The organism is Marinomonas vaga, from assembly GCF_055388305.1.
Genome location: NZ_AP043903.1, coordinates 441347 through 460405 on the forward strand (window position 1 = coordinate 441347; position 19059 = coordinate 460405).

At 47.4% G+C, this 19059-nt stretch carries 17 protein-coding genes; 6 read left to right on the forward strand and 11 right to left on the reverse strand.

Going from position 1 to position 19059, the window contains the following annotated elements:
- Positions 1–2 precede the first annotated feature (2 nt).
- Complete coding sequence (locus tag ACZ5DR_RS02000; protein ID WP_377364390.1) at positions 3–1088, forward strand: FecCD family ABC transporter permease; 1086 nt, start codon at positions 3–5, stop codon at positions 1086–1088.
- A complete protein-coding gene (locus tag ACZ5DR_RS02005) occupies positions 1085–1945 on the forward strand; it encodes an ABC transporter ATP-binding protein (RefSeq protein WP_377364388.1) in 861 nt (286 codons plus the stop codon). The genes ACZ5DR_RS02000 and ACZ5DR_RS02005 overlap by 4 nt, the downstream gene beginning before the upstream one ends.
- Before the next feature lie 2 nt (positions 1946–1947).
- Here the strand turns inward: ACZ5DR_RS02005 and ACZ5DR_RS02010 are convergent, their stop codons facing one another.
- Complete coding sequence (locus ACZ5DR_RS02010; protein WP_377364386.1) at positions 1948–2847, reverse strand: LysR family transcriptional regulator; 900 nt, start codon at positions 2845–2847, stop codon at positions 1948–1950.
- A 141-nt stretch (positions 2848–2988) separates the two neighbouring features.
- Here ACZ5DR_RS02010 and ACZ5DR_RS02015 point away from each other — a divergent pair, with 141 nt between their 5' ends.
- The gene (locus ACZ5DR_RS02015; RefSeq protein WP_377364384.1) at positions 2989–4917 is read left to right on the forward strand and encodes a TonB-dependent receptor domain-containing protein; all 1929 of its coding nucleotides are present in this window, start codon (positions 2989–2991) and stop codon (positions 4915–4917) included.
- Positions 4918–5011: 94 nt separating this feature from the next.
- Here the strand turns inward: ACZ5DR_RS02015 and glnE are convergent, their stop codons facing one another.
- Together glnE and ACZ5DR_RS02025 are read right to left on the reverse strand one after the other, a co-directional pair.
- Positions 5012–7945 carry a bifunctional [glutamate--ammonia ligase]-adenylyl-L-tyrosine phosphorylase/[glutamate--ammonia-ligase] adenylyltransferase gene (gene glnE, locus ACZ5DR_RS02020; RefSeq protein ID WP_377364382.1) on the reverse strand — a complete coding sequence of 978 codons (2934 nt, stop codon included), beginning with the start codon at positions 7943–7945 and terminating at the stop codon, positions 5012–5014.
- Positions 7946–7961: 16 nt separating this feature from the next.
- The gene (locus ACZ5DR_RS02025; RefSeq protein WP_377364380.1) at positions 7962–8930 is read right to left on the reverse strand and encodes a CYTH domain-containing protein; all 969 of its coding nucleotides are present in this window, start codon (positions 8928–8930) and stop codon (positions 7962–7964) included.
- A gap of 120 nt (positions 8931–9050) precedes the next feature.
- Here ACZ5DR_RS02025 and argE point away from each other — a divergent pair, with 120 nt between their 5' ends.
- Together argE and argA are read left to right on the forward strand one after the other, a co-directional pair.
- Positions 9051–10229, forward strand: a complete 1179-nt coding sequence (argE, locus tag ACZ5DR_RS02030; protein ID WP_377364378.1) for an acetylornithine deacetylase — start codon at positions 9051–9053, stop codon at positions 10227–10229.
- Entirely contained in the window at positions 10210–11532 is a 1323-nt protein-coding gene (gene argA, locus ACZ5DR_RS02035; RefSeq protein WP_464543849.1) for an amino-acid N-acetyltransferase, read from the forward strand. The genes argE and argA overlap by 20 nt, the downstream gene beginning before the upstream one ends.
- A 46-nt stretch (positions 11533–11578) precedes the next feature.
- On the opposite strand, the gene ACZ5DR_RS02040 is transcribed toward argA, so the two are convergent.
- The 6 genes from ACZ5DR_RS02040 to rpoE form a co-directional block, all read right to left on the reverse strand.
- Entirely contained in the window at positions 11579–12004 is a 426-nt protein-coding gene (locus tag ACZ5DR_RS02040; protein ID WP_377364374.1) for a chemotaxis protein CheW, read from the reverse strand.
- 152 nt (positions 12005–12156) lie between these two features.
- The gene (locus ACZ5DR_RS02045) at positions 12157–13566 is read right to left on the reverse strand and encodes a DegQ family serine endoprotease (RefSeq protein ID WP_377364372.1); all 1410 of its coding nucleotides are present in this window, start codon (positions 13564–13566) and stop codon (positions 12157–12159) included.
- A 63-nt stretch (positions 13567–13629) separates the two neighbouring features.
- Positions 13630–14094: a SoxR reducing system RseC family protein gene (locus ACZ5DR_RS02050; protein ID WP_377364370.1), complete on the reverse strand. Its 465-nt coding sequence runs from the start codon at positions 14092–14094 to the stop codon at positions 13630–13632.
- On the reverse strand, positions 14087–15034 hold the full coding sequence (locus ACZ5DR_RS02055) for a MucB/RseB C-terminal domain-containing protein (RefSeq protein ID WP_377364368.1): 948 nt from the start codon (positions 15032–15034) through the stop codon (positions 14087–14089). Before ACZ5DR_RS02055 ends, ACZ5DR_RS02050 begins: the two co-directional genes overlap by 8 nt.
- A complete protein-coding gene (locus ACZ5DR_RS02060; RefSeq protein WP_377365083.1) occupies positions 15031–15684 on the reverse strand; it encodes a sigma-E factor negative regulatory protein in 654 nt (217 codons plus the stop codon). The genes ACZ5DR_RS02055 and ACZ5DR_RS02060 overlap by 4 nt, the downstream gene beginning before the upstream one ends.
- A 2-nt stretch (positions 15685–15686) precedes the next feature.
- Positions 15687–16274, reverse strand: a complete 588-nt coding sequence (rpoE, locus tag ACZ5DR_RS02065) for an RNA polymerase sigma factor RpoE (protein WP_377364366.1) — start codon at positions 16272–16274, stop codon at positions 15687–15689.
- 222 nt (positions 16275–16496) lie between these two features.
- On the opposite strand from rpoE, the gene nadB reads away from it, so the two are divergent.
- Positions 16497–18092, forward strand: a complete 1596-nt coding sequence (gene nadB, locus ACZ5DR_RS02070; RefSeq protein ID WP_377364364.1) for an L-aspartate oxidase — start codon at positions 16497–16499, stop codon at positions 18090–18092.
- On the opposite strand, the gene ACZ5DR_RS02075 is transcribed toward nadB, so the two are convergent.
- Together ACZ5DR_RS02075 and ACZ5DR_RS02080 are read right to left on the reverse strand one after the other, a co-directional pair.
- A complete protein-coding gene (locus ACZ5DR_RS02075; protein ID WP_377364362.1) occupies positions 18076–18360 on the reverse strand; it encodes a hypothetical protein in 285 nt (94 codons plus the stop codon). The genes nadB and ACZ5DR_RS02075 overlap by 17 nt on opposite strands.
- A 139-nt stretch (positions 18361–18499) precedes the next feature.
- Positions 18500–18787: an FAD assembly factor SdhE gene (locus tag ACZ5DR_RS02080; RefSeq protein ID WP_377364360.1), complete on the reverse strand. Its 288-nt coding sequence runs from the start codon at positions 18785–18787 to the stop codon at positions 18500–18502.
- Between the last annotated feature and the right edge of the window lie 272 nt (positions 18788–19059).

Genomic DNA, 19059 nt, shown 5'->3' on the forward strand with positions numbered 1-19059 from the left:
TTATGTCATTATCTAATAGCTCCTTTGATTCTCACAACGCTGACAACCGAGCCCTGCCTAGGAATACGCGTCTTTTGGAATGGGGGCGAAGCAGCCTGCTCATCGATATGGCAGCAGCACGACGTAATGGTATGTTGTTGATTGCCTTAATCGTCGTTAGCGTCATTTCTTTGGGCTTTGGCACCTTGTCTATTGCCCCTAATGAAGTCGTCATGGCGCTGTTTGGTTATGGGGATACCATGACTCAGTTTGTAATAAACGAACTGCGTCTGAATCGACTACTAGCAGGTATTTATACGGGGGCCGCATTTAGTGTGGCCGGCTGTTTGATGCAAACCGTTGCCAGAAACCGTCTTGCCACCCCTGGCATTATCGGCATCGATAACGCTGCCATGGCCTTTGCTGTGGCATCAGTCGTAGGCGTAGGTATTAGTTTAGCGCCATCAGCCATGGCCCTAACGGGAGCCGCCACCGCCACCGCTCTCGCCTTTATAATAGGAGGTGGCAGTGGCACTCGTGGCTACCGTTTTATTGTGGCGGGCCTAGCGGTAGGCTCTGTGTCAGCAGCCATTTCGCAATTACTCCTATCTCAGGTTCACATTGATACCGCTAACGCGGCGTATCCTTGGACCGTTGGCAGTCTTTCCGGTCGCCCTGAAGATGAAATTCCCATCATGGGCTGGGTCACCTTAATAGGTTTAGTTTTGAGTCTTGTATTGGCCCGTTGGTTTCAGTTGATGGCCTTTGGTGACCCGGTTATTACTGCCCTAGGCAATCGCCCCAATCAGCTTAGATTGGTGGCTGTGATCATCTCTGTCGCTTTAACTGGCTTCGCTGTTGCTTTAGCTGGACCCGTAGGATTGGTGGCGTTGGTCGGACCAGAAATGGCGCGAACCTTTGCCCGCCACCGGGGATTGCCCCTGTTCTCCAGTGCCCTCTGCGGTGCCATTGTGATGGTGCTCGCAGACTTTGTTGGACGTACAGCATTGAGCCCTATCGAACTGCCCGTCGGGGTTATAACTGCCATTATTGGTGGCCCTTATTTACTTTGGATTTTAATTCGCAAGCCTAAACAGAGCACATTATGAGCCAGACAACTTCACCACTACTGACCGACAAGCTGACTCTAAAACATTCAGACCATACCATCATAGATGGTTTGTCTGTTTCGTTTCCAAAAGGCAAGGTAACTGCCATTGTGGGCCCAAACGGCTGCGGTAAATCGACCCTATTAAATGGCCTGTCACGGGTTCATCAACCTGCTGCCGGACAAATCATTTTAGATAGCAAGGACATCCACTCACTCCCTTCAAGAGAGGTGGCGAAAAAGCTTGCTTTGCTGCCCCAGGAAACTTCGGCGCCAGATGGCATCACGGTGAAGGAATTGATTCGCTTTGGTCGTCATCCCCATCAAAACTTTTTAAAGCAATGGGGCATGGATGATCGTACAGCGATTAATTTCGCCTTAAATGCAGCTAACCTGGAAGACTTATCCGACCGTTTACTGGATACCCTCTCCGGTGGGCAACGTCAGCGGGCATGGATTGCCATGTCCATTGCTCAAGAGACGCCAGTCTTGCTTTTGGATGAGCCGACCTCGGCATTGGATTTAGGTCATCAGATTGAAGTGTTTGATTTGATTCGGGAGCTGGCGGAGCAAGGAAAGACCCTAGTAATGGTGGTCCATGATTTAGCGATGGCGGCTCGGTATGCGGATCATCTAATCGCTATGAAGTCAGGGGAAATCGTGGCCCAGGGTGCGCCAAAGGACATTATCACGTCGGAATTAATGGACAGCCTTTATGGGGTGCACTGTGATCTTCTGGAAGACCCAAGCACTGGCGCCCCCATTTTAGTTAATGTTCGACGCAGTCAGAGACAAACGTCTAATCCTACCCCCTCAGAAACAGCCAAAAGCTCTTCTGAAAAGCCCGCTCTAGCGTAATGCTAGAGCGTTGCTTGGTAAGCCTTCTTAATCTGCTTCATAAATTCTTGGCAACGCTTTGGAAGATGGCCATAAGGGTACATCAAATAAAGCGGTAAACTCGGAGCTTGCCACTCGGGCAATACCATCTCCAAATCATCCGAATGAAATTTTGCACGGGAGGCGACCAAGTATTCCGGCAAGACGCCAATGCCTCGACCGTTAACAATGGCATCCAGATGGAAACTCATTAAATCCGTAGACAATCTAGAGGTCGGCATTTTGAGGCTTGCATAGCCATGCTCTTCATGGAAGAGTGAAAGCATGTGATCCGATGAATAGAAATTATGCAGATTGACCCAATCTTTTTGACCTAGCTCATCAATCGTTTCTGGCACCCCCACGGAAGTTAAATAATCGGGGCTAGCATACAAACCACAGCGCATTTCCCCCATTAGCTCAGTTTTCAGGTCTGTTTCCTCCAGCTCTCCAATCCAGATCACTACATCGGTTGCGGATTGCACATCTTCCAACGCACTTACGGTATACACATCAATATTGATTTCTGGGTATTCAGCGAGATATTTGAAAATTTCCCGGGTCACCCAAGAGCGGCTCAAGCCGGAAAATAGAGCCACCTTTAGTTTCCCTGATACGGTTTCCTTTAACTCATCAACCTTACGATGGGCGCGTCCCACCATTTCAAGAATAGTATTGGCATAGGGCAAGAAAGCACGCCCCGCATCATTGGCAAAGATTCGATTCGCTTGGCGTCTCATTAACGGTTGCTTGAGCACATCCTCTAAATGAGAGATACGTCGACTCAAGGTGGATTTGGATACGCCAAGCTCTTTGGCGCTGGCCCCAAGACTTCCTGTTTCAATAACAGAGACAAAACTCTGCAAATCACTCAAATCGTACATAATCCAATCATCTCTTCCCAAGGTGTTCTAATTTCTGCAACGGCTCATTTCACCACAAGTGTAAACATTTAATGCAAAATATAAATGATAAGGATTCGCATTCCTTTTTGTATTCATATTTTTTAAAGGACTTAACCCAGCATGTCTCGCACGCACTTTCCCTTTACACTTGTAGCTGCCAGCTTACTTTTCGCACACAGCGCTCAGGCAGACACCGTCAACCTGGAAGAATTGGTCGTCAGCGCCTCAGGTTACGAACAAAATACCGAAGATGCTGCCGCTTCAATTACGGTGATCTCCGCCGATGAACTCGAAAAGAAAAACTACCGTGATGTCACAGATGCCCTAGCCTCCGTTCCTGGCGTCTATGTCTCTGGCGGTGGCTCGACCTCAGACATTACCATGCGTGGCTTGGGAGGCAAGTACACTCTAATTTTGGTGGACGGTAAACGCCAAGGCAGCCGTGAGACACGCCCAAACTCTGATGGCCCAGGTATCGAACAAGGTTGGCTACCACCGGTCACAGCGATTGAGCGTATTGAGGTAGTACGTGGCCCTATGTCCTCTTTGTACGGTTCTGACGCTCTCGGCGGTGTTATCAACATTATTACCAAGAAAGTACAACCCGAGTGGCATGGTGAAGTGAGCGTTGGCACTGTTATCCAAGAAGACAGTGATTCTGGCGACTCTCGTCAAGCGGACTTCTATGTCGCTGGCCCTGTTGTTGAAAACAAACTAGGTCTCGAAGTATATGGTCAAATCTCGCAACGGGATGAAGACAACATCGAAGATGGCTATGCGGAACAAAGCATCAAAAACCTAACCAGTAAAGCCACCTGGCAGATCAACGACCAGCAATCCCTTAAGTTTGAAGCGGGTACTGAAAAACAAGATCGTGACAGAACAACTGGCAACAGTAGTGATTCAGACAGCACCAATGATTATCAACGGGATCATTTCTCTGTCACCAATGAGTTAAACACTAACTCAGGGCAACATACGACTTATTTAAGCTATGAAGAGAACGACAATAAGACTCGTGAAATGGTGTATGAGTCTACTGTACTAAACCATCAGAGCCATTTGTTCTTTGATCGTCACACCCTAACCGTTGGTGGACAATTTGAAAATCAAAAGCTAACGGATACAGGCAACCAGTTAAGCTCTGACGTTGATCAGCTAGAACGTTGGCAAGCAGCAGTGTTTGCTGAAGATGAATTCTATCTAACTGATGATTTTGCCCTAACCACAGGCCTACGGGTGAACGAAGATGAAAACTATGGCACTGCGGTGACACCTCGCATTTACGGTGTTTGGCATACCACTGATACCATTAGCTTAAAAGGCGGTATTAGCGCGGGTTACCGTTCTCCGGACCTACGTCAGGCAACAGACGGTTGGGGACAAATTACTGGTCGTGGTTCCGGTATGATTCTTGGTAACTCGGATCTTGAAGCTGAAAAGAGCATCAGTCATGAAGTGGGCATCGCTTGGAATAATCGCCAAGGAACTAAAGCGGAATTAACAGCTTTTTACACTCAATTTAAAGACAAGATTACAGAAGAGCGCATCTGTGACGTAGATGCAGGGGACGCGAGCTGTGATGGCGGCTATGACTTCATCAGCACTCGCTACAACGTGGATGATGTTGTCACACAAGGTATTGAAGCCTCTTTCGGCACCATGTTAACTGACAACCTAAGTTGGGATATTGGTTACACCCTAACTGACTCCGAACAGAAATCTGGAGAGTTCAAAGGCGAACCTTTGAACCGTATTCCGAAACATCGCGTGCATACCAATCTATCTTGGGATGCAACCGATAAGCTGAATGTTTGGGGTGAGTTAAACTACGTGGGTGAAACCTCTGATGGACTCTCCCGTACCAGCATGGCAGAAGGTTACCCAGACTACACATTGATTGACACTGGCTTAGCTTATCAAGCAACGGAAAGTGTCACCCTCTATGCAGGGATCTATAACTTATTAGACAAAGAAATTGATAGCGATACTTACGGTAGCATTCAAGATGGTCGTCGCTACCACGCCAAGATCAAAGTCGCCTTCTAACATAAAACCACTGCACATTTCGGTAATCGAAGTGTGCTAGTAGGTCTAAGGTTTCCTTTCTTATCCCCTAACAATGGCCTTGTTAGGGGATTTTTTATAATCGTTCATCTGCCTCTTGTTGAACAAACGCTTCCCAATATTGAGTGATGACGTTCTGATTTTGCTCAAGAGTTTCCAGTGGCACTAAACGCCCTAATTTCTGCAAGGTTTGTCTATGTGCGGTGGCGCGATAAAAGGTATAAGCGTCGACAAGCTTCGCTACCGTACTGGCTTCCATTAAGCCAGATTTTACCGCCATTTCGAGTTGCCGAATGTTATCGGAATAGAGCATCAATTCTGGGTGCTCATTGGACCAAGCCAACACCAAGTACTGCACCATGAATTCTATGTCGATGATACCGCCGGCACCTTGCTTCAAATCAAAGCCTTTTTCAGCACCGCTGGTGTCCAAATGGGCGCGCATTTTCTCACGCATTTGAATCACGTCTTGCTTAAGGGCTGTACGGTCCCTAGGACGTGCCAAAATTCGCTGCCGGGCGTCATCAAACTTTTGAGTTAATCGAGCATCTCCCGCTAGGGCCCGAGCACGACAGAGCGCTTGATGTTCCCACACCCACGCTTCGCTTTCCTGATACGCGCAGAACGCATCTAAACTGGCCACCAGTAGCCCAGAGTTGCCGGAAGGACGTAGGCGCATGTCCACCTCATAAAGACGCCCCGCCCCAGTAAAGCTGGTGAGTAAATGAATCATGCGCTGTCCGAGGCGAGTATAAAATACCAAATTATCGATACTGCGCTCCCCTGACGTGGCGTGATTTAAGGGGGCATCATGGATAAACACTAGGTCCAAATCAGAGTCATACCCAAGCTCAATGCCCCCTGACTTGCCATAGCCCACAATGACAAGTTCTGGATGGGCCGCCATACCGCTGTCAGAGGTAGGATATCCATGGCGTTGGGTGAGATAATGCCAAGATTGCTGCAATACTTGCTCGAGCAATACTTCAGCCAACCAGGTCAAATGGTCGCTCACCTTCATCAAAGGGAGCACTCCCGTAATATCACAGGCGGCCACACGCAACGTAATGGATCGTTTGAAGCGACGCATAGCATCCATATGGGCTTCTTCATCCTCTTCAGGCAGCCTGAGAAGGGTCTGCTTGAGCTCCAAGGCCATCATGTCCTTTGAGGGCGGCGAAAATAACGTATTCGCGTCCAGTAGCTCATCTAACAATGCGGGAGAGTTGCTGATGGCCTCAGAGAACCAAACACTTTCTCGACACAGTCGCATCAAATGCACGATGGCACTCTGATTTTCCGAGAGCAAAACTAAATAGGAGGTTCGTCGATTGACAGCCTCCATGATCGGAATAACACGCTCAAGCACCACATCAGGATTTTGCTCAGCTTCCAGATGGCTCAATAAGGTCCCTAAGAATACCGCCAAACGCTCTTGACCGATGGGTTGCATGTAAACCACTGAGCGAGCTCCTAGAAACCGACTTAGCTGCTCAAGGACTTGCTCTGGATTCTGCCATGCCACATCGGCAATAGCGTCTTTGATCCCATCCAGATCATCCGGGTGCTTAATTAAAACACGCCAAGCTTCTTGCTGACGTACATCACAGGAGGTTTCTTCTGCGCCATCGTCGATCAAATCTAAGAAGTAGTGGTGCACACGATGCCGGTGGGCCCAAAGCTTGTCGCTTAACGCCTGCCAATTTGGCTCCCCAACGTGATAAGCCAACCTCTGCCGCTCTGTCTCCGTATCAGGCAATAACTGGGTTTGTTCATCACATGCCCCTTGCAAGGCATGTTCAACGCGCCTCAAATAACGGTAAGCGGACAATAACTCTTGAACTTCTTCATCTGGTAAATAACCATGTTTTCCAAGTGCTGGTAACACAGAAAACAACGCCGCATTTTGCAGCGCCTGATCACGCCCCCCATGGAGTATTTGCAAGGCCTGAACGATAAACTCAACTTCCCGTATGCCGCCTTCACCAAGCTTTATATTGTGCTCAATGCCTTGTCTGCGCACTTCTTTGGCGATCATGGCTTTTAAGTCACGTAAGGCACCAATGGCCCCAAAGTCTAAATATTTGCGATAGACAAATGGACGGCGAAGGGCTTCGAACTCCTGCACATCAAGGGGGTCACCCGCCATCACACGGGCTTTGATCATGGCATAACGCTCCCAATCCCGTCCTTGATCTTGGTAGTAGTTCTCTAGGGAGTCCATGCTCATGACGAGGGCACCAGACTGACCAAACGGTCTTAGGCGCATGTCTACCCGAAATACAAAGCCTTCCGCATTCACTTGATCCAAGTGCTGAATCAACTTTTGACCAATCTTGGTAAAGTATTCCTGATGGGAGAGACTCTTGCGCCCACCTTGGGTGTCACCATGCTCTCTAAAAGCAAAAATTAGGTCGATGTCTGAGGACAAATTCAGCTCATACCCACCTAATTTCCCCATGCCGATTACGATCAATTTCTGCGGCTGGCCCTTGGAGTCTAAGGCTTGTCCATAAAGTCCCTGATATTGGCGAATACTCCACATCTGACTAACATTGACTGTGACATCCGCCAATTGGCTCAACAATGCCGTTAAACGCTCTAACGGCATGGTTTGCTCTATGTCAGCAGCGACTAGGCGTACCATCCACCAATGACGGTAGCGGCGTAATTGCTGCATTAGGGTCGCTTCGTCCCAGTCTGGTAAGTCATCTAAATCAGTGTCAGCCCCTTTCCCCCAGCACTTTTCACCGGCAGCCAATTGATTCACAGAAGGAGGAGCCAGGGCTTCCTGACTATCAAATAGGGTCTCTAACCAATGGGGAAAGCGCACCAGTTGTTTGTGGACATAGTCACTCAACAGCCAGAGGCGTTCCGCTTGCTGTAGACGTTCTTCAGTGATCTCTAAACCAATACGTCGCTCAATAGCATCCAAGATGGCTTGGCGCTTGTTAACAACATAATCTTGGGAGTACAGGGCTTGCACATCAGGAAGGGGCGTAAGGCTCAAACTTCAATCCTTTTTATTATTGTGTTTTGTCCAATTGTTTATTTAACCAGTATCCAACTTCAAGCATTATCACTCCCGTGTCTGTGGTGCCAGCAAGCTTAGACAGTAAAGAGCTGTCATCATCTTCAAACAAGGATTCGAATTTAGCTTCAAGGGCTGCCAGTGGAGTTGCCACGGACTCGGGAGTACATTTTTGCAGTTGCACGATCGAAGACAGGATCGGCTGTAACAGCGCTTCATCTTTTAGGTGAAACATCGCTTCCCAGTAAACTAACCAGGTTTCATACCAGTATTCAGCGAACGCTTGTAACGAGTCAGTCGGATTTGGCTTGGTAGGAAACTCAATACGTCGATGTTTTAAGCGCGTACCTTTCTGGGCTTTAGAGACAGTGCTGACTTGGACAGGCAGCTCAGCCGCCAAATGTTTGGCAAACTGATAAAGGGCAAGTTCAGGCCCAGACTTAAGTTCTAATTCAAGTTCCGAGATATCATCTTGACCATAGCTGGAAGACACAACACCTTGATCGCATACCACTTCTATCGTGGCCCCTTCGTATTCAATCAGCCACACATGTCGCTTAAAGTCTGTCCGAAACACTTCCACTAAATCTCGAGACCAGGCCATATCAACCAAAGCCTCAGGTAAGGGCACTTCTTCCAATAACGATAGATCCAGCACATCAGAGGAGATACGCCACTCCCACTCTCCACGCTCGTGCATGCCAATACGACTGCTACCGCGGGTTTTAACCGTTTGGATATACTGTTGATTAACGGCTCGAATGCGTAGGGCAATGCCGTTGTCCATTAGCAGTCCATTCGCCGTATCGTAATACCCATTCATTAAATCAAGTGTCGGTTGACGAACATTTATGCTGCCCTGCCCCCCATCATTCATTTTTTCACAAAATGCATCGAGACAAGCACACGCCGACTTGAGATACTCGGGTTGAACCATTAATTTAAGTTCAAGCTCGGTAGCCATATTGAAAACCTCTCAATCTTCCGGTATACCGGAGACAACCAGTGTAGAGCAGTAAGTTTACCAGAAGCCTAGGTAGGAGCTATACACACTTTAAACAGGCATCAGATAAAGGAGTATCCAATGTCTAAACTTCCTTCACTAATCAGCATGATGTCACAGTTGATCGCTGTGCCCTCTATCAGTTGTAGTCAAGCCAGCTGGGATCAGTCAAATAAAGGCGTCATATTATTGCTAGAAGACTGGCTTTCAAGCCTCGGTTTTCAATGCGAAATCATGCCTCTCCCAGAACAACCAAACAAATTCAATTTAATCGCTACCCTAGGTCAAGGGGCAGGCGGTTTAGTCTTATCTGGGCACACAGATACCGTCCCCTACGACGAAGATCGCTGGACCAGCAACCCATTTACGTTACAAGAGCGAGACAATCGCTTATATGGGCTTGGAACCTGCGACATGAAAGGTTTCTTTGCCATCGTCATAGACACGTTACGCGACATGGATTTAAGCAAATTACAGCAGCCCCTTATCATTCTTGCTACCGCTGACGAGGAAAGCTCCATGGAAGGTGCCCGTGCGTTAGTGGACGCTGGCCGCCCAAAAGGACGCTATGCGTTGATCGGTGAACCCACCTCCCTAACGCCGATTCATGCCCACAAAGGCATTATGATGGAAAAGATCCGTATCACGGGGCAAGCAGGACACTCTTCCAACCCGAATTTAGGTAATAACGCCCTAGACGCCATGCACAGTGTCTTGTCAGAGTTGATGCAATATCGTCAGCATTTAAAAGACACCTACCGCGACGCCAACTTTGTCATCGACTATCCGACCATGAACTTTGGCTGTATCCACGGGGGTGACAGTCCAAATCGCATCTGTGGACGTTGTGAACTTGAGTTTGACTTGCGCGCCCTGCCAGGCATGAATAATCAGGCCCTACTTGAAGACATTACAGCATTGCTGCCTAAAATCGAGCGCAACACTGGTACAAAAATTCAGCTAAATGAGCTATTCCCGAGTGTGCCATCGTTCTCAACGAAGAAAGAGTCCGATATCATTCAAGCTTGTGAACGACTAACAAACAAACCCGCTGATACAGTCGCCTTCGCTACTGAGGGTGGATATTTAAATCAGTTAGGCATGGAAACCCTGATTCTTGGTCCAGGCTCCATAGACCAGGCCCATCAACCTAATGAGTTTATGGGACTGGATCAGATCAAACCCATGCAACACGTTATTAATGGATTAGTGAAACGCTACTGCGTCACTAGCAACGAAAATGAGGCAGCAAGTGTCTGACGAACACAGTTATGTGGATTGGTTTCGCCACTCCTCCCCCTACATCAATGCTCACCGTGGTAAGACTCTTGTCATCTTGATCCCCGGTGAAGCCTTTGAGAGCCCTAACTTCGCCAATATCATCCATGATTTGGCCCTACTGGATTCCCTTGGCATCCGCCTTGTCTTAATCCAAGGGGCTCGGCCACAAATTAGCCGTGCATTAGAAAACCGACGCCTTACTTCCATTATCGAAGATGGCTACCGTGTTACGCCTCAAGATCAGTTGATTGATATCATTCAAGCCTCTGCAGCGGTTCGGGTACAGCTGGAAGCCCAGCTTTCCATGGGGCTGTCGAATACCCCTATGGCCAATGCAGGCTTGAAGGTGTGCAGCGGTAATTACGTGGTCGCTCGCCCACTGGGCGTGGTAGATGGTATTGACTATGGCCACTCAGGGGAAGTTCGTAGAATCGACAGTGATGCTATCTTTCGCTTACTGGAAGATGACAACATGGTGCTGTTGCCACACCTAGGCTTTTCTCCAACCGGCGAGGTATTCAACCTTAAAGCTGAGGATGTGGCCACCCAAGCAGCCATCCAATTAAAAGCCGATAAGCTGATCATCTTCACGGAAGACGAAGGCATATTTGATGATAAGGATGAACTGTACTCAGAATTGCTGGCCAACCAAGCGGACACCATCTTAGCACGCCACACCCTATCATTTGCCACACACAGCGCCTTAGAAGCCTGTGTGATGGCGGTAAGAGGTATGGTTCCTCGCTCTCACATCATCTCATTCAATGAGAATGGTGGCCTTCTGAGTGAGCTTTTCACCCGGGAAGGCTCAGGCACCATGATCGACGAAGACAGCTACGAAAAGCTACGTGGCGCTACCATTGATGATGTCGGCGGCATGATGCAGTTGCTGGCGCCATTGGAAGCCAAAGGCATTCTCGTTCGCCGCTCACGTGAGCTATTAGAAAACGAAGTGGAACGCTTTATCGTGATCGAACGTGATGGTGCTATTGTTGCGTGCGCTGCCCTTTATCCCTTTGAACAAGAACGGGCGGGAGAGCTCGCCTGTGTTGCCGTATCACCGGAGTACCGAGGCTCTAATCGAGGCGAAAGGCTACTGAAAGGAATTGAAGGAGAAGCGAAAAAGCTTGGCTTGAACACTCTCTTTTTGCTGACGACACGAACCGCACACTGGTTTGTTGAACGCGGCTTTCAAGAGACCACTTTGACAACTTTGCCTGCCAAAAAGCAAGCTTTGTACAATTACCAGCGCAACTCTAAAATCTTTTCAAAGCAGCTCTAGATAGGTAACTTTTCAGATATGAAGCCAGCGTTCAAACGCTGGCTTATTAATTGAGTGCAGCGCAATAATTACTAAAATCCACCAGAATAAACAGCTCTTCATCCCGTTGCAGGGTCCCTTGAATGCAATCATGGGAGCGGTATTCCAGAGTTTGCGTTTCTTCATCACTAGGCAAGTCCATCACCTGCTCCACGTCTTCGACTCGAATGCCAAAGTACCCCGTAGGCAAATCCAGCACTAGAATGTGTCCTTCATCCTCACATTGGGTAGGATCTAAATTTAGTAAATGAGTTCCATACAGTACCGTCACCATATGACCACGCACATCAATCATACCCTCTACGCCGGCACCAGCCCCTGGAACAGGTGCGGGAGATTGATAGCTAAGCACTTCCTTAACACTTGATAATGGATGCACATAACGCTCATCCCCTAAACGAAAACAAATGCCTTTCTCTAGGACCTGTTCCACAGACTCTCCTGAAATTATTTTAACTCTAATAAAAAAAAGACTTTAAACCACTAAAAATCAGATAAAAATAGTTACATGACTAATCTTTTTATTCAAGCTGAGACACAAAAAAGCCCGCTTTACAGCGGGCTTTTAAAGTCAAACCTAAATCGTTATTCCACAATTTTAAATGGAATAAACATAGGGTAACCGTCACGAATCACACGCATCGGTACAGAGCGATTATTTGGTACCTCTTTTGCAATATCAGCAAAGCTCTGAGGATCCTTAATCACCTGCCCATTGAACATGGTAATGACATCACCTTGTTGCAGGCCATTTCGCGCTGCAGCGCCACCCAACACTTGTTGAACAACAACACCGCCTTCGACGCTCAAGCGCTCAGACATTTCATCCGTTACCGGAGCGACTGTCATACCCAATCGACCTTGTTGTTCCTGCTGCTGGTTCTGCATTAGGTTCTCATCATCAGGACGCTTAGCCAGGGTAATAGTAATGGTACGCTCTTCCCCATCACGGAACACTTTCGCTTCCGCCTTAGTATCCACTTTAAGCTGACCCACTAGATAAGGTAGCTCAGAAGAATGCTCAATGGTTTTACCGTTGAATTCCATGATGATATCACCGGCTTTTAATCCCGCAGCCTCTGCTGGAGAATCAGGCATCACTCGACTCACTAAGGCACCGTGAGGACGATCCAAGTTAAAGGACTCAGCCAGATCGTTGTTCACATCTTGAATCAAGACACCCAACCAAGCACGGGAAACTTTACCATCTGCTTTAAGCTGGTCTACAACTGACATGGCCATATTGGCTGGTATAGCGAAGGACACCCCCATAAAACCACCGGAACGAGTGTAGATTTGTGAGTTAATACCCACTACCTCGCCGTCTAGGTTAAATAAAGGTCCACCTGAGTTACCAGGGTTGATTGCAACGTCAGATTGAATGAATGGCACATAGTTATCACTGGGTAAGTTTCGACCAATGGCACTTACAATCCCAGCCGTCACTGTGTAGTCAAAACCAAACGGCGAACCAATCGCGAGCACCCACTGACCGGCTTTCAGCTCATCAGAATCGCCCATTTTTACTATGGGTAAATCTTCCGCCTCAATTTTAAGCAGGGCCAAATCAGTGCGGGCGTCAGTCCCTACCAGTGTCGCTTCATATTCACGGCGGTCGTTCAAACGAACATGAATCACATCCGCCCCATCAATCACGTGATTATTCGTCAACACATACCCATCATGGGAAATAATGAAACCAGACCCTAGAGAGCTTCGCTGACGCTGTTGTTGACGCGGCTGCTGGGGTTGCTGTTGACCGAATGGCTGCTGGCCAAAAAAGTGACGGAAGAACTCATTAAGCTCCTGCGCATCAGGGCTTAACTGCCTATTACTCGACGATACCGACTGTTCGGTGCTGATGTTTACAACAGCAGGAGAAGAGTCTTCAACGAGCTCGGTAAAATCAGGAAGGTTCGCTGCATGGGTAAGCGCAGAGAAAAGCATCAGCACACTGACGCTGACTAGGCTCACACGTTTTAGCAATTTGTTCATTTATTGGTCTCCTCAGATGTACCAAAGTTTAACTTGCTATAGTTGTGTCAGGTGAAGAGGATTTCAGGCTTTTTGCACTACTGGAATGAATGGTGCCTGTGCATTAATTTTCAAGATGCGTGGATAAAACTCTGGATTATCGGCTTCGCGAGACGCCTTCCTTTTTGCCGTCCACAAACCACCCAAAAAACCACACAGTGCTCCGACAATTGACACAATGGATTGTTCCGTAAAAAGTGAAGGTAATGCAGCGCCCGCGACTAACCCTAGTAAAGGCACGGCATACATCCAAAAAGACGCTTGTAAAAGAGTGTCTTCAGGTATACCGACAGTGACGTTTTGCCCCACCGCTAAAGACTCTGGAGCAATAACCTTCATCAGCATTCGGTTGCTGTTAGACACTTTCGCAATGGTATGATGGCCACAACCATGTCGCGCTCGACACGTTGAGCAGGTGCTGGTGCGGATGGTTTCTACTTCTGCAATGCCGCCATCAATCGACAGCACGGTACCTTGTTCTTCAATCATATTCTGCTTTCGGCATTATTGCCGTCATCAATCGCTGAATCGTTTGCGCAGGGACTTCCCCCACAAGGGTCAGCAGGTAAGTTTGATCTCCCACTTGAATCGACTTTTCACCAGCAATGGTTGCACCAAGATTCATCAAGGTCTGAGGACGTTTACGGTCAGACTCCTCAACAAAAACAGACACCGTACTCATTCCATCTGACAATAGCATCATGTTGGTTGTGTCATTCATTTTACGGGCATTAGACCATACCAGATCAAAGCCTTGAGGCAGCCACTCAAATTGCCAACGATTAGGCACTGGATCTGGGTCGGATTTCACAAACTGTTGGGTGTGCAATCCCTCTTTAGGGCTAAAATCTTCTGCTTTCAAGTCCGGTATAAAGTTTACTGAAGTGAACTGTATGCGTTCAAGCAGCTCTCCGTTGTTATCCAGTACATCGTGTTTAAGCAAAAATCCATTTTCTTTATCCACCCAAAATGAGTGCCCATAGCGATATTCGTCTTTGGGGATCAAAGTCAGTTTAACGGCTTGTCGTGATGCTATGCGTTTATGATTGTCAGCAATACGAATGTCATAAGTCTGAACTAAACGTCCCTCATCAAGCTTTTTAAAACGCTTGAATGGTGTATTTGGCACTAATCCAATATCAAAATCTTCTTTTTCCTTGTAGACGCAAATGACACTGTCATCCACTCGAATAACTTCTATCCGTTGTCCATCTAAATCTTCAAGGCTTTCGTATGCCACACCACCAATGAGACCATGGCGGATACGCATGCTGTTCATAGCACCAGCTTCTTGGTGTACAAACACCCCTTCATAGGACAAGTTGTCGAAGGAATTCACCATGCGAGACAGCCAATCTACTCCCACATTACTTGCGTGAGCGAGTGGCAGAGTCAAGCACAGGATTAAAGTCAGAAACGCTCGTATCATTGACGCTCGCCTTGTGGGTAACTCACTACCCGCGCCATAGGAATCATGCCTTGTCCAACTGTCATAGAAGCCTGCTGTGCGTGCTGTCTCAAATAGCTTTGCAAACGTTCATTGTTTTCCAGAGCCATCTCCCCTCTTAACTCCTGTACCGGCACAACATTTTGCTCAATGACAGGCGCTCGAGCAGCTGTTGCTGTTACCGAGGAGAAGCCGTTGTCAGGTGTGCTCAGAAGCAAATTGCCACCTAATAACACCATCAATGCCACACTTGCAGCCACCGCAAGGCCGCCAAAAATCGGCCCCTTGGTGTTTTTAGATTCTGACTCGCTCACTACAGGCAAAGAAATATCCAAGGTGTTGCGTTGTGGGGCCTCATTGCGAACTGGAAATGCCACAATATTGTTATCTGGAATGTCTTTCTTTAACTTATCGTGAATACCCGCTAAAAAAGCGCTGGAATCAAAAATTAAATGTTCGCTATCCGGTTGTACGGTTTGATAGATCTCATGATAGTGATCAAGTTTGTAGGCAAGATCGTTTTTATCTGCTGCCAACAATCTTTCTATATCCTCTGCATTGGCCTCGTTATCCAAAAATGCAGATAGGCTTTCATAAGTCCCTGAGCCGAATTTGCCATTATGTTTGGACATAACTAGTCTCCTCCCCCGACAATGGGGCGAATACGTTTTTCAACTGCTTCACGCGCACGAAAAATTCGTGATCTGACAGTACCGACTGGGCAATCCATCACTTGAGCGATGTCTTCATAACTTAAGCCGTCAAACTCTCTCAATGTGAGAGCTCCCCGAAGCTCTTCAGGTAGATCTCTAATAGCCGATTGGATCTCGGTCTCTAGACGATCACGATTCAGATTTGCATCCGGAGTGCCCACATCTGACAATTCTGCATAACTTGCATGGGTGTCTTCGTTATCCAGCTCCACGTCAGAAGACGGTGGACGGCGAGAACGACTCACTAAATAATTTTTTGCTGTATTGACGGCAATTCGATAAAGCCAAGTGTAAAACGCACTGTCTCCACGAAAACTATCAATCGCTCGATATGCCTTGATAAAACTGTCTTGCGCCACATCCAGCACTTCTTGCTTGTCCTGAATATAACGGGAGATTAACGCTGCCACCTTATGCTGGTACTTCAATACCAACAGATCGAAGGCACGTTTATCGCCTGTTTGAACCCGCTTAACCAACGCCTCATCACTGGACGTTTCGTGCTGCATAGGCACCTCATAATTTAAAATCATATTGCGCCCGCCTATTTGTTAAACAAGTGGACAACACCCTAGTTTAGGAGTTCCATGACAACCGGAACCTGAATGGTTAAATATTGTATTCCATTTGCCTCTCAGGCCGAAGTCTAATCGCGTTTGCTCCACAAAGTATTCATTGCCACAGCGAAGCAGTGTACTATTGGTAAGTTTATTACAAGTTAGAACAACAAGATGAGCCTACACTTACACCACGATATCGTCATCATTGGCGCTGGCGCTGCCGGCCTAACCCTTGCCCTTGAGCTGGCTGCCACCCATAAAGTTGCTATTTTGACTAAGGGCGATATTACTGAAGGCTCAACACTCTACGCCCAAGGCGGCGTTGCCGCTGTATTATCTGATACAGATACGGTGGAATCACATGTTCAAGACACCATTTCTGCTGGGGCCGACTTAGGCGATGAAGCCGCGATCCGCTTTACGGTGGAGCATTCAAAAGAAAGCATCGACTGGCTAATCGAACAAGGGGTGCCCTTCACCCGCCATGGTGACAAGGACGACTACCACCTGACCAAAGAAGGCGGACACAGTCATCGACGCATCATTCATGCGGCGGATGCCACAGGGCTAGCCATCTCCAAAACATTGATTGAAAACGCCGTTGCCCACCCAAACATTCATTTTTATCCCGATCGCATGGCCATTGACCTGGTCACTACCCAAAAGCTTGGCATCCCTGGGGAAAACAGAGTCATTGGCACTTATGCACTGAATCAAGCAGAAGACCAAGTGGAAGTCTTTCACGCACGCCGCGTAGCACTCGCCTGTGGGGGGAGTAGCAAGGTGTATTTGTATACTAGCAATCCTGATACCGCATCCGGTGATGGTATTGCCATGGCATGGCGTGCAGGGTGTCGTGTTGGCAACATGGAATTCAATCAGTTCCACCCGACTTGCTTGTACGATGCCAAAGCGAAAACTTTCCTGATTTCGGAAGCTGTTCGTGGAGAAGGTGGTCGCCTACTGCTACCTGACGGTAGTCGTTTTATGTTCAATTTTGATGAGCGCGGCGAGCTCGCACCACGAGATATTGTTGCCAGAGCGATTGACCATGAGATGAAGCGCCTTGGTGTGAAGCATGTTCTACTGGATATTTCACACAAAGACCCAGAATTCATTAAAGAGCATTTTCCGACAATCTATCAACGCTGCCTTAAATACGGATACGACTTAACCAAAGAGCCGATTCCTGTCGTGCCTGCCGCCCATTACACCTGTGGAGGCGTCGTGGTGAATCAAAAAGGCGCTACGGATGTAAAAGACTTATATGCCATTGGAGAAACCTCCTATACAGGGCTCCATGGGGCAAACCGACTTGCTAGCAACTCCTTGTTGGAATGTATCGTCTATGCCAGAGCTGCCGCCAAGGATATTATGGCTGATCAATCCGTACGGGGGGATTTTATGATCCCTGATTGGGACGAATCCAAAGTAACGGACTCGGACGAAGATGTGGTTATCACCCATAATTGGCACGAATTACGCCGCTTCATGTGGGATTACGTTGGCATAGTACGCACTAATAAGCGACTTCTGCGGGCCAAACATAGGGTTGATTTGCTCTTGTCTGAAATTGAAGAGTTTTACTCGAATTACAAGGTCTCAGCAGACTTGATAGAGCTGCGCAACTTGGCTGTGGTGGCAGACCTTATCATTCAATCAGCCGCAGCAAGAAAAGAAAGCCGTGGACTGCATTTCACTCTAGATTACCCTGATAAATTAGAGCATTCTTCCGCGACTATTTTAAAACCTAGGATCCGTTCTTAGCAGATGCTGACTGGCCAATAAATTTCGCGACATTTAATGTTGAACGAACGAGCCGATAGTCATCATGGGTGAATTGATCTCGATACAATACTTGGTGACGTTGTATTAGGAAAAAGCCAATACCTTGTAGCCAAGTTTCCTGATTTGCTGGGGCCAGACTCACCACCATCCAGCCATCATTTTGATACACAAGGCGCACAGGATAGGTCTTTTCTCCCCTAGCTAAAGACACCTTTCCATCATCAAGCTGTACCAGATGACAAGCCATTCGCCTCTGCAATCCCCTCACAGTTAGAGCACCAAGCCAAAAAAGTATCAACGCACTTTGCGAAAGTTGTAAATACACAATGAGGACAGTCGCTGCCAGCAAAAACAGCAGCGACATCAGCCATTCAAGGCGGGAGGATTTATTTAGAACGATAGTTTTCAGGTTGTACTCGAGTCACAATAATATCAACAATACGCGCTAAATCTGGATCTTCCGGCACCTCTTTTTGCATAAACCAAGGGAAGATCTCTTGGTCCTCACACTCAATTAATTTGTAAAAGCGCTGTTTATCTTCTTCGCTCAGCGTCAAAAACACATCATCCAAAAAAGGCTCAAATAAAACATCCAGCTCAAGCATGCCACGTCGGCATTGCCACTTTAGACGTTTAAAGCCCATTGACTCTTTATTATCAATTACATCTGTCATACACACTCTCCCACAAAGGTGCCGCCATTATAGCCACTGGCCTGTTTTGGGCAAATAAGCGAAATCAAACCTATAATGCTTTTTTGACTACAAATAGTGATAAAGCCTTGATTTATGTGCAAATAGAGCAAAGTCAAAAGAGTATTATTTTGACTACATTTTTGATCAATTAAGTAGTAACGAAACAAAAAAGTACATAAAGTGGCTGTATATGTACTAGTTAGTCAATTGTTTTATGGCTTATATTTACTCCACTTGATCAGCAAACGATC

What these genes read in the sequence shown, in the direction of transcription:
- ACZ5DR_RS02000 (WP_377364390.1), top strand. Translation starts at nt 3, where the DNA reads ATGTCATTATCTAATAGCTCCTTTGATTCTCACAACGCTGACAACCGA.
- ACZ5DR_RS02005 (WP_377364388.1), top strand. Translation starts at nt 1,085, where the DNA reads ATGAGCCAGACAACTTCACCACTACTGACCGACAAGCTGACTCTAAAA.
- ACZ5DR_RS02010 (WP_377364386.1), bottom strand. Translation starts at nt 2,847, where the DNA reads ATGTACGATTTGAGTGATTTGCAGAGTTTTGTCTCTGTTATTGAAACA.
- ACZ5DR_RS02015 (WP_377364384.1), top strand. Translation starts at nt 2,989, where the DNA reads ATGTCTCGCACGCACTTTCCCTTTACACTTGTAGCTGCCAGCTTACTT.
- ACZ5DR_RS02025 (WP_377364380.1), bottom strand. Translation starts at nt 8,930, where the DNA reads ATGGCTACCGAGCTTGAACTTAAATTAATGGTTCAACCCGAGTATCTC.
- argE (WP_377364378.1), top strand. Translation starts at nt 9,051, where the DNA reads ATGTCTAAACTTCCTTCACTAATCAGCATGATGTCACAGTTGATCGCT.
- argA (WP_464543849.1), top strand. Translation starts at nt 10,210, where the DNA reads ATGAGGCAGCAAGTGTCTGACGAACACAGTTATGTGGATTGGTTTCGC.
- ACZ5DR_RS02045 (WP_377364372.1), bottom strand. Translation starts at nt 13,566, where the DNA reads ATGAACAAATTGCTAAAACGTGTGAGCCTAGTCAGCGTCAGTGTGCTG.
- ACZ5DR_RS02050 (WP_377364370.1), bottom strand. Translation starts at nt 14,094, where the DNA reads ATGATTGAAGAACAAGGTACCGTGCTGTCGATTGATGGCGGCATTGCA.
- ACZ5DR_RS02055 (WP_377364368.1), bottom strand. Translation starts at nt 15,034, where the DNA reads ATGATACGAGCGTTTCTGACTTTAATCCTGTGCTTGACTCTGCCACTC.
- ACZ5DR_RS02060 (WP_377365083.1), bottom strand. Translation starts at nt 15,684, where the DNA reads ATGTCCAAACATAATGGCAAATTCGGCTCAGGGACTTATGAAAGCCTA.
- rpoE (WP_377364366.1), bottom strand. Translation starts at nt 16,274, where the DNA reads ATGCAGCACGAAACGTCCAGTGATGAGGCGTTGGTTAAGCGGGTTCAA.
- nadB (WP_377364364.1), top strand. Translation starts at nt 16,497, where the DNA reads ATGAGCCTACACTTACACCACGATATCGTCATCATTGGCGCTGGCGCT.
- ACZ5DR_RS02075 (WP_377364362.1), bottom strand. Translation starts at nt 18,360, where the DNA reads ATGGCTTGTCATCTGGTACAGCTTGATGATGGAAAGGTGTCTTTAGCT.
- ACZ5DR_RS02080 (WP_377364360.1), bottom strand. Translation starts at nt 18,787, where the DNA reads ATGACAGATGTAATTGATAATAAAGAGTCAATGGGCTTTAAACGTCTA.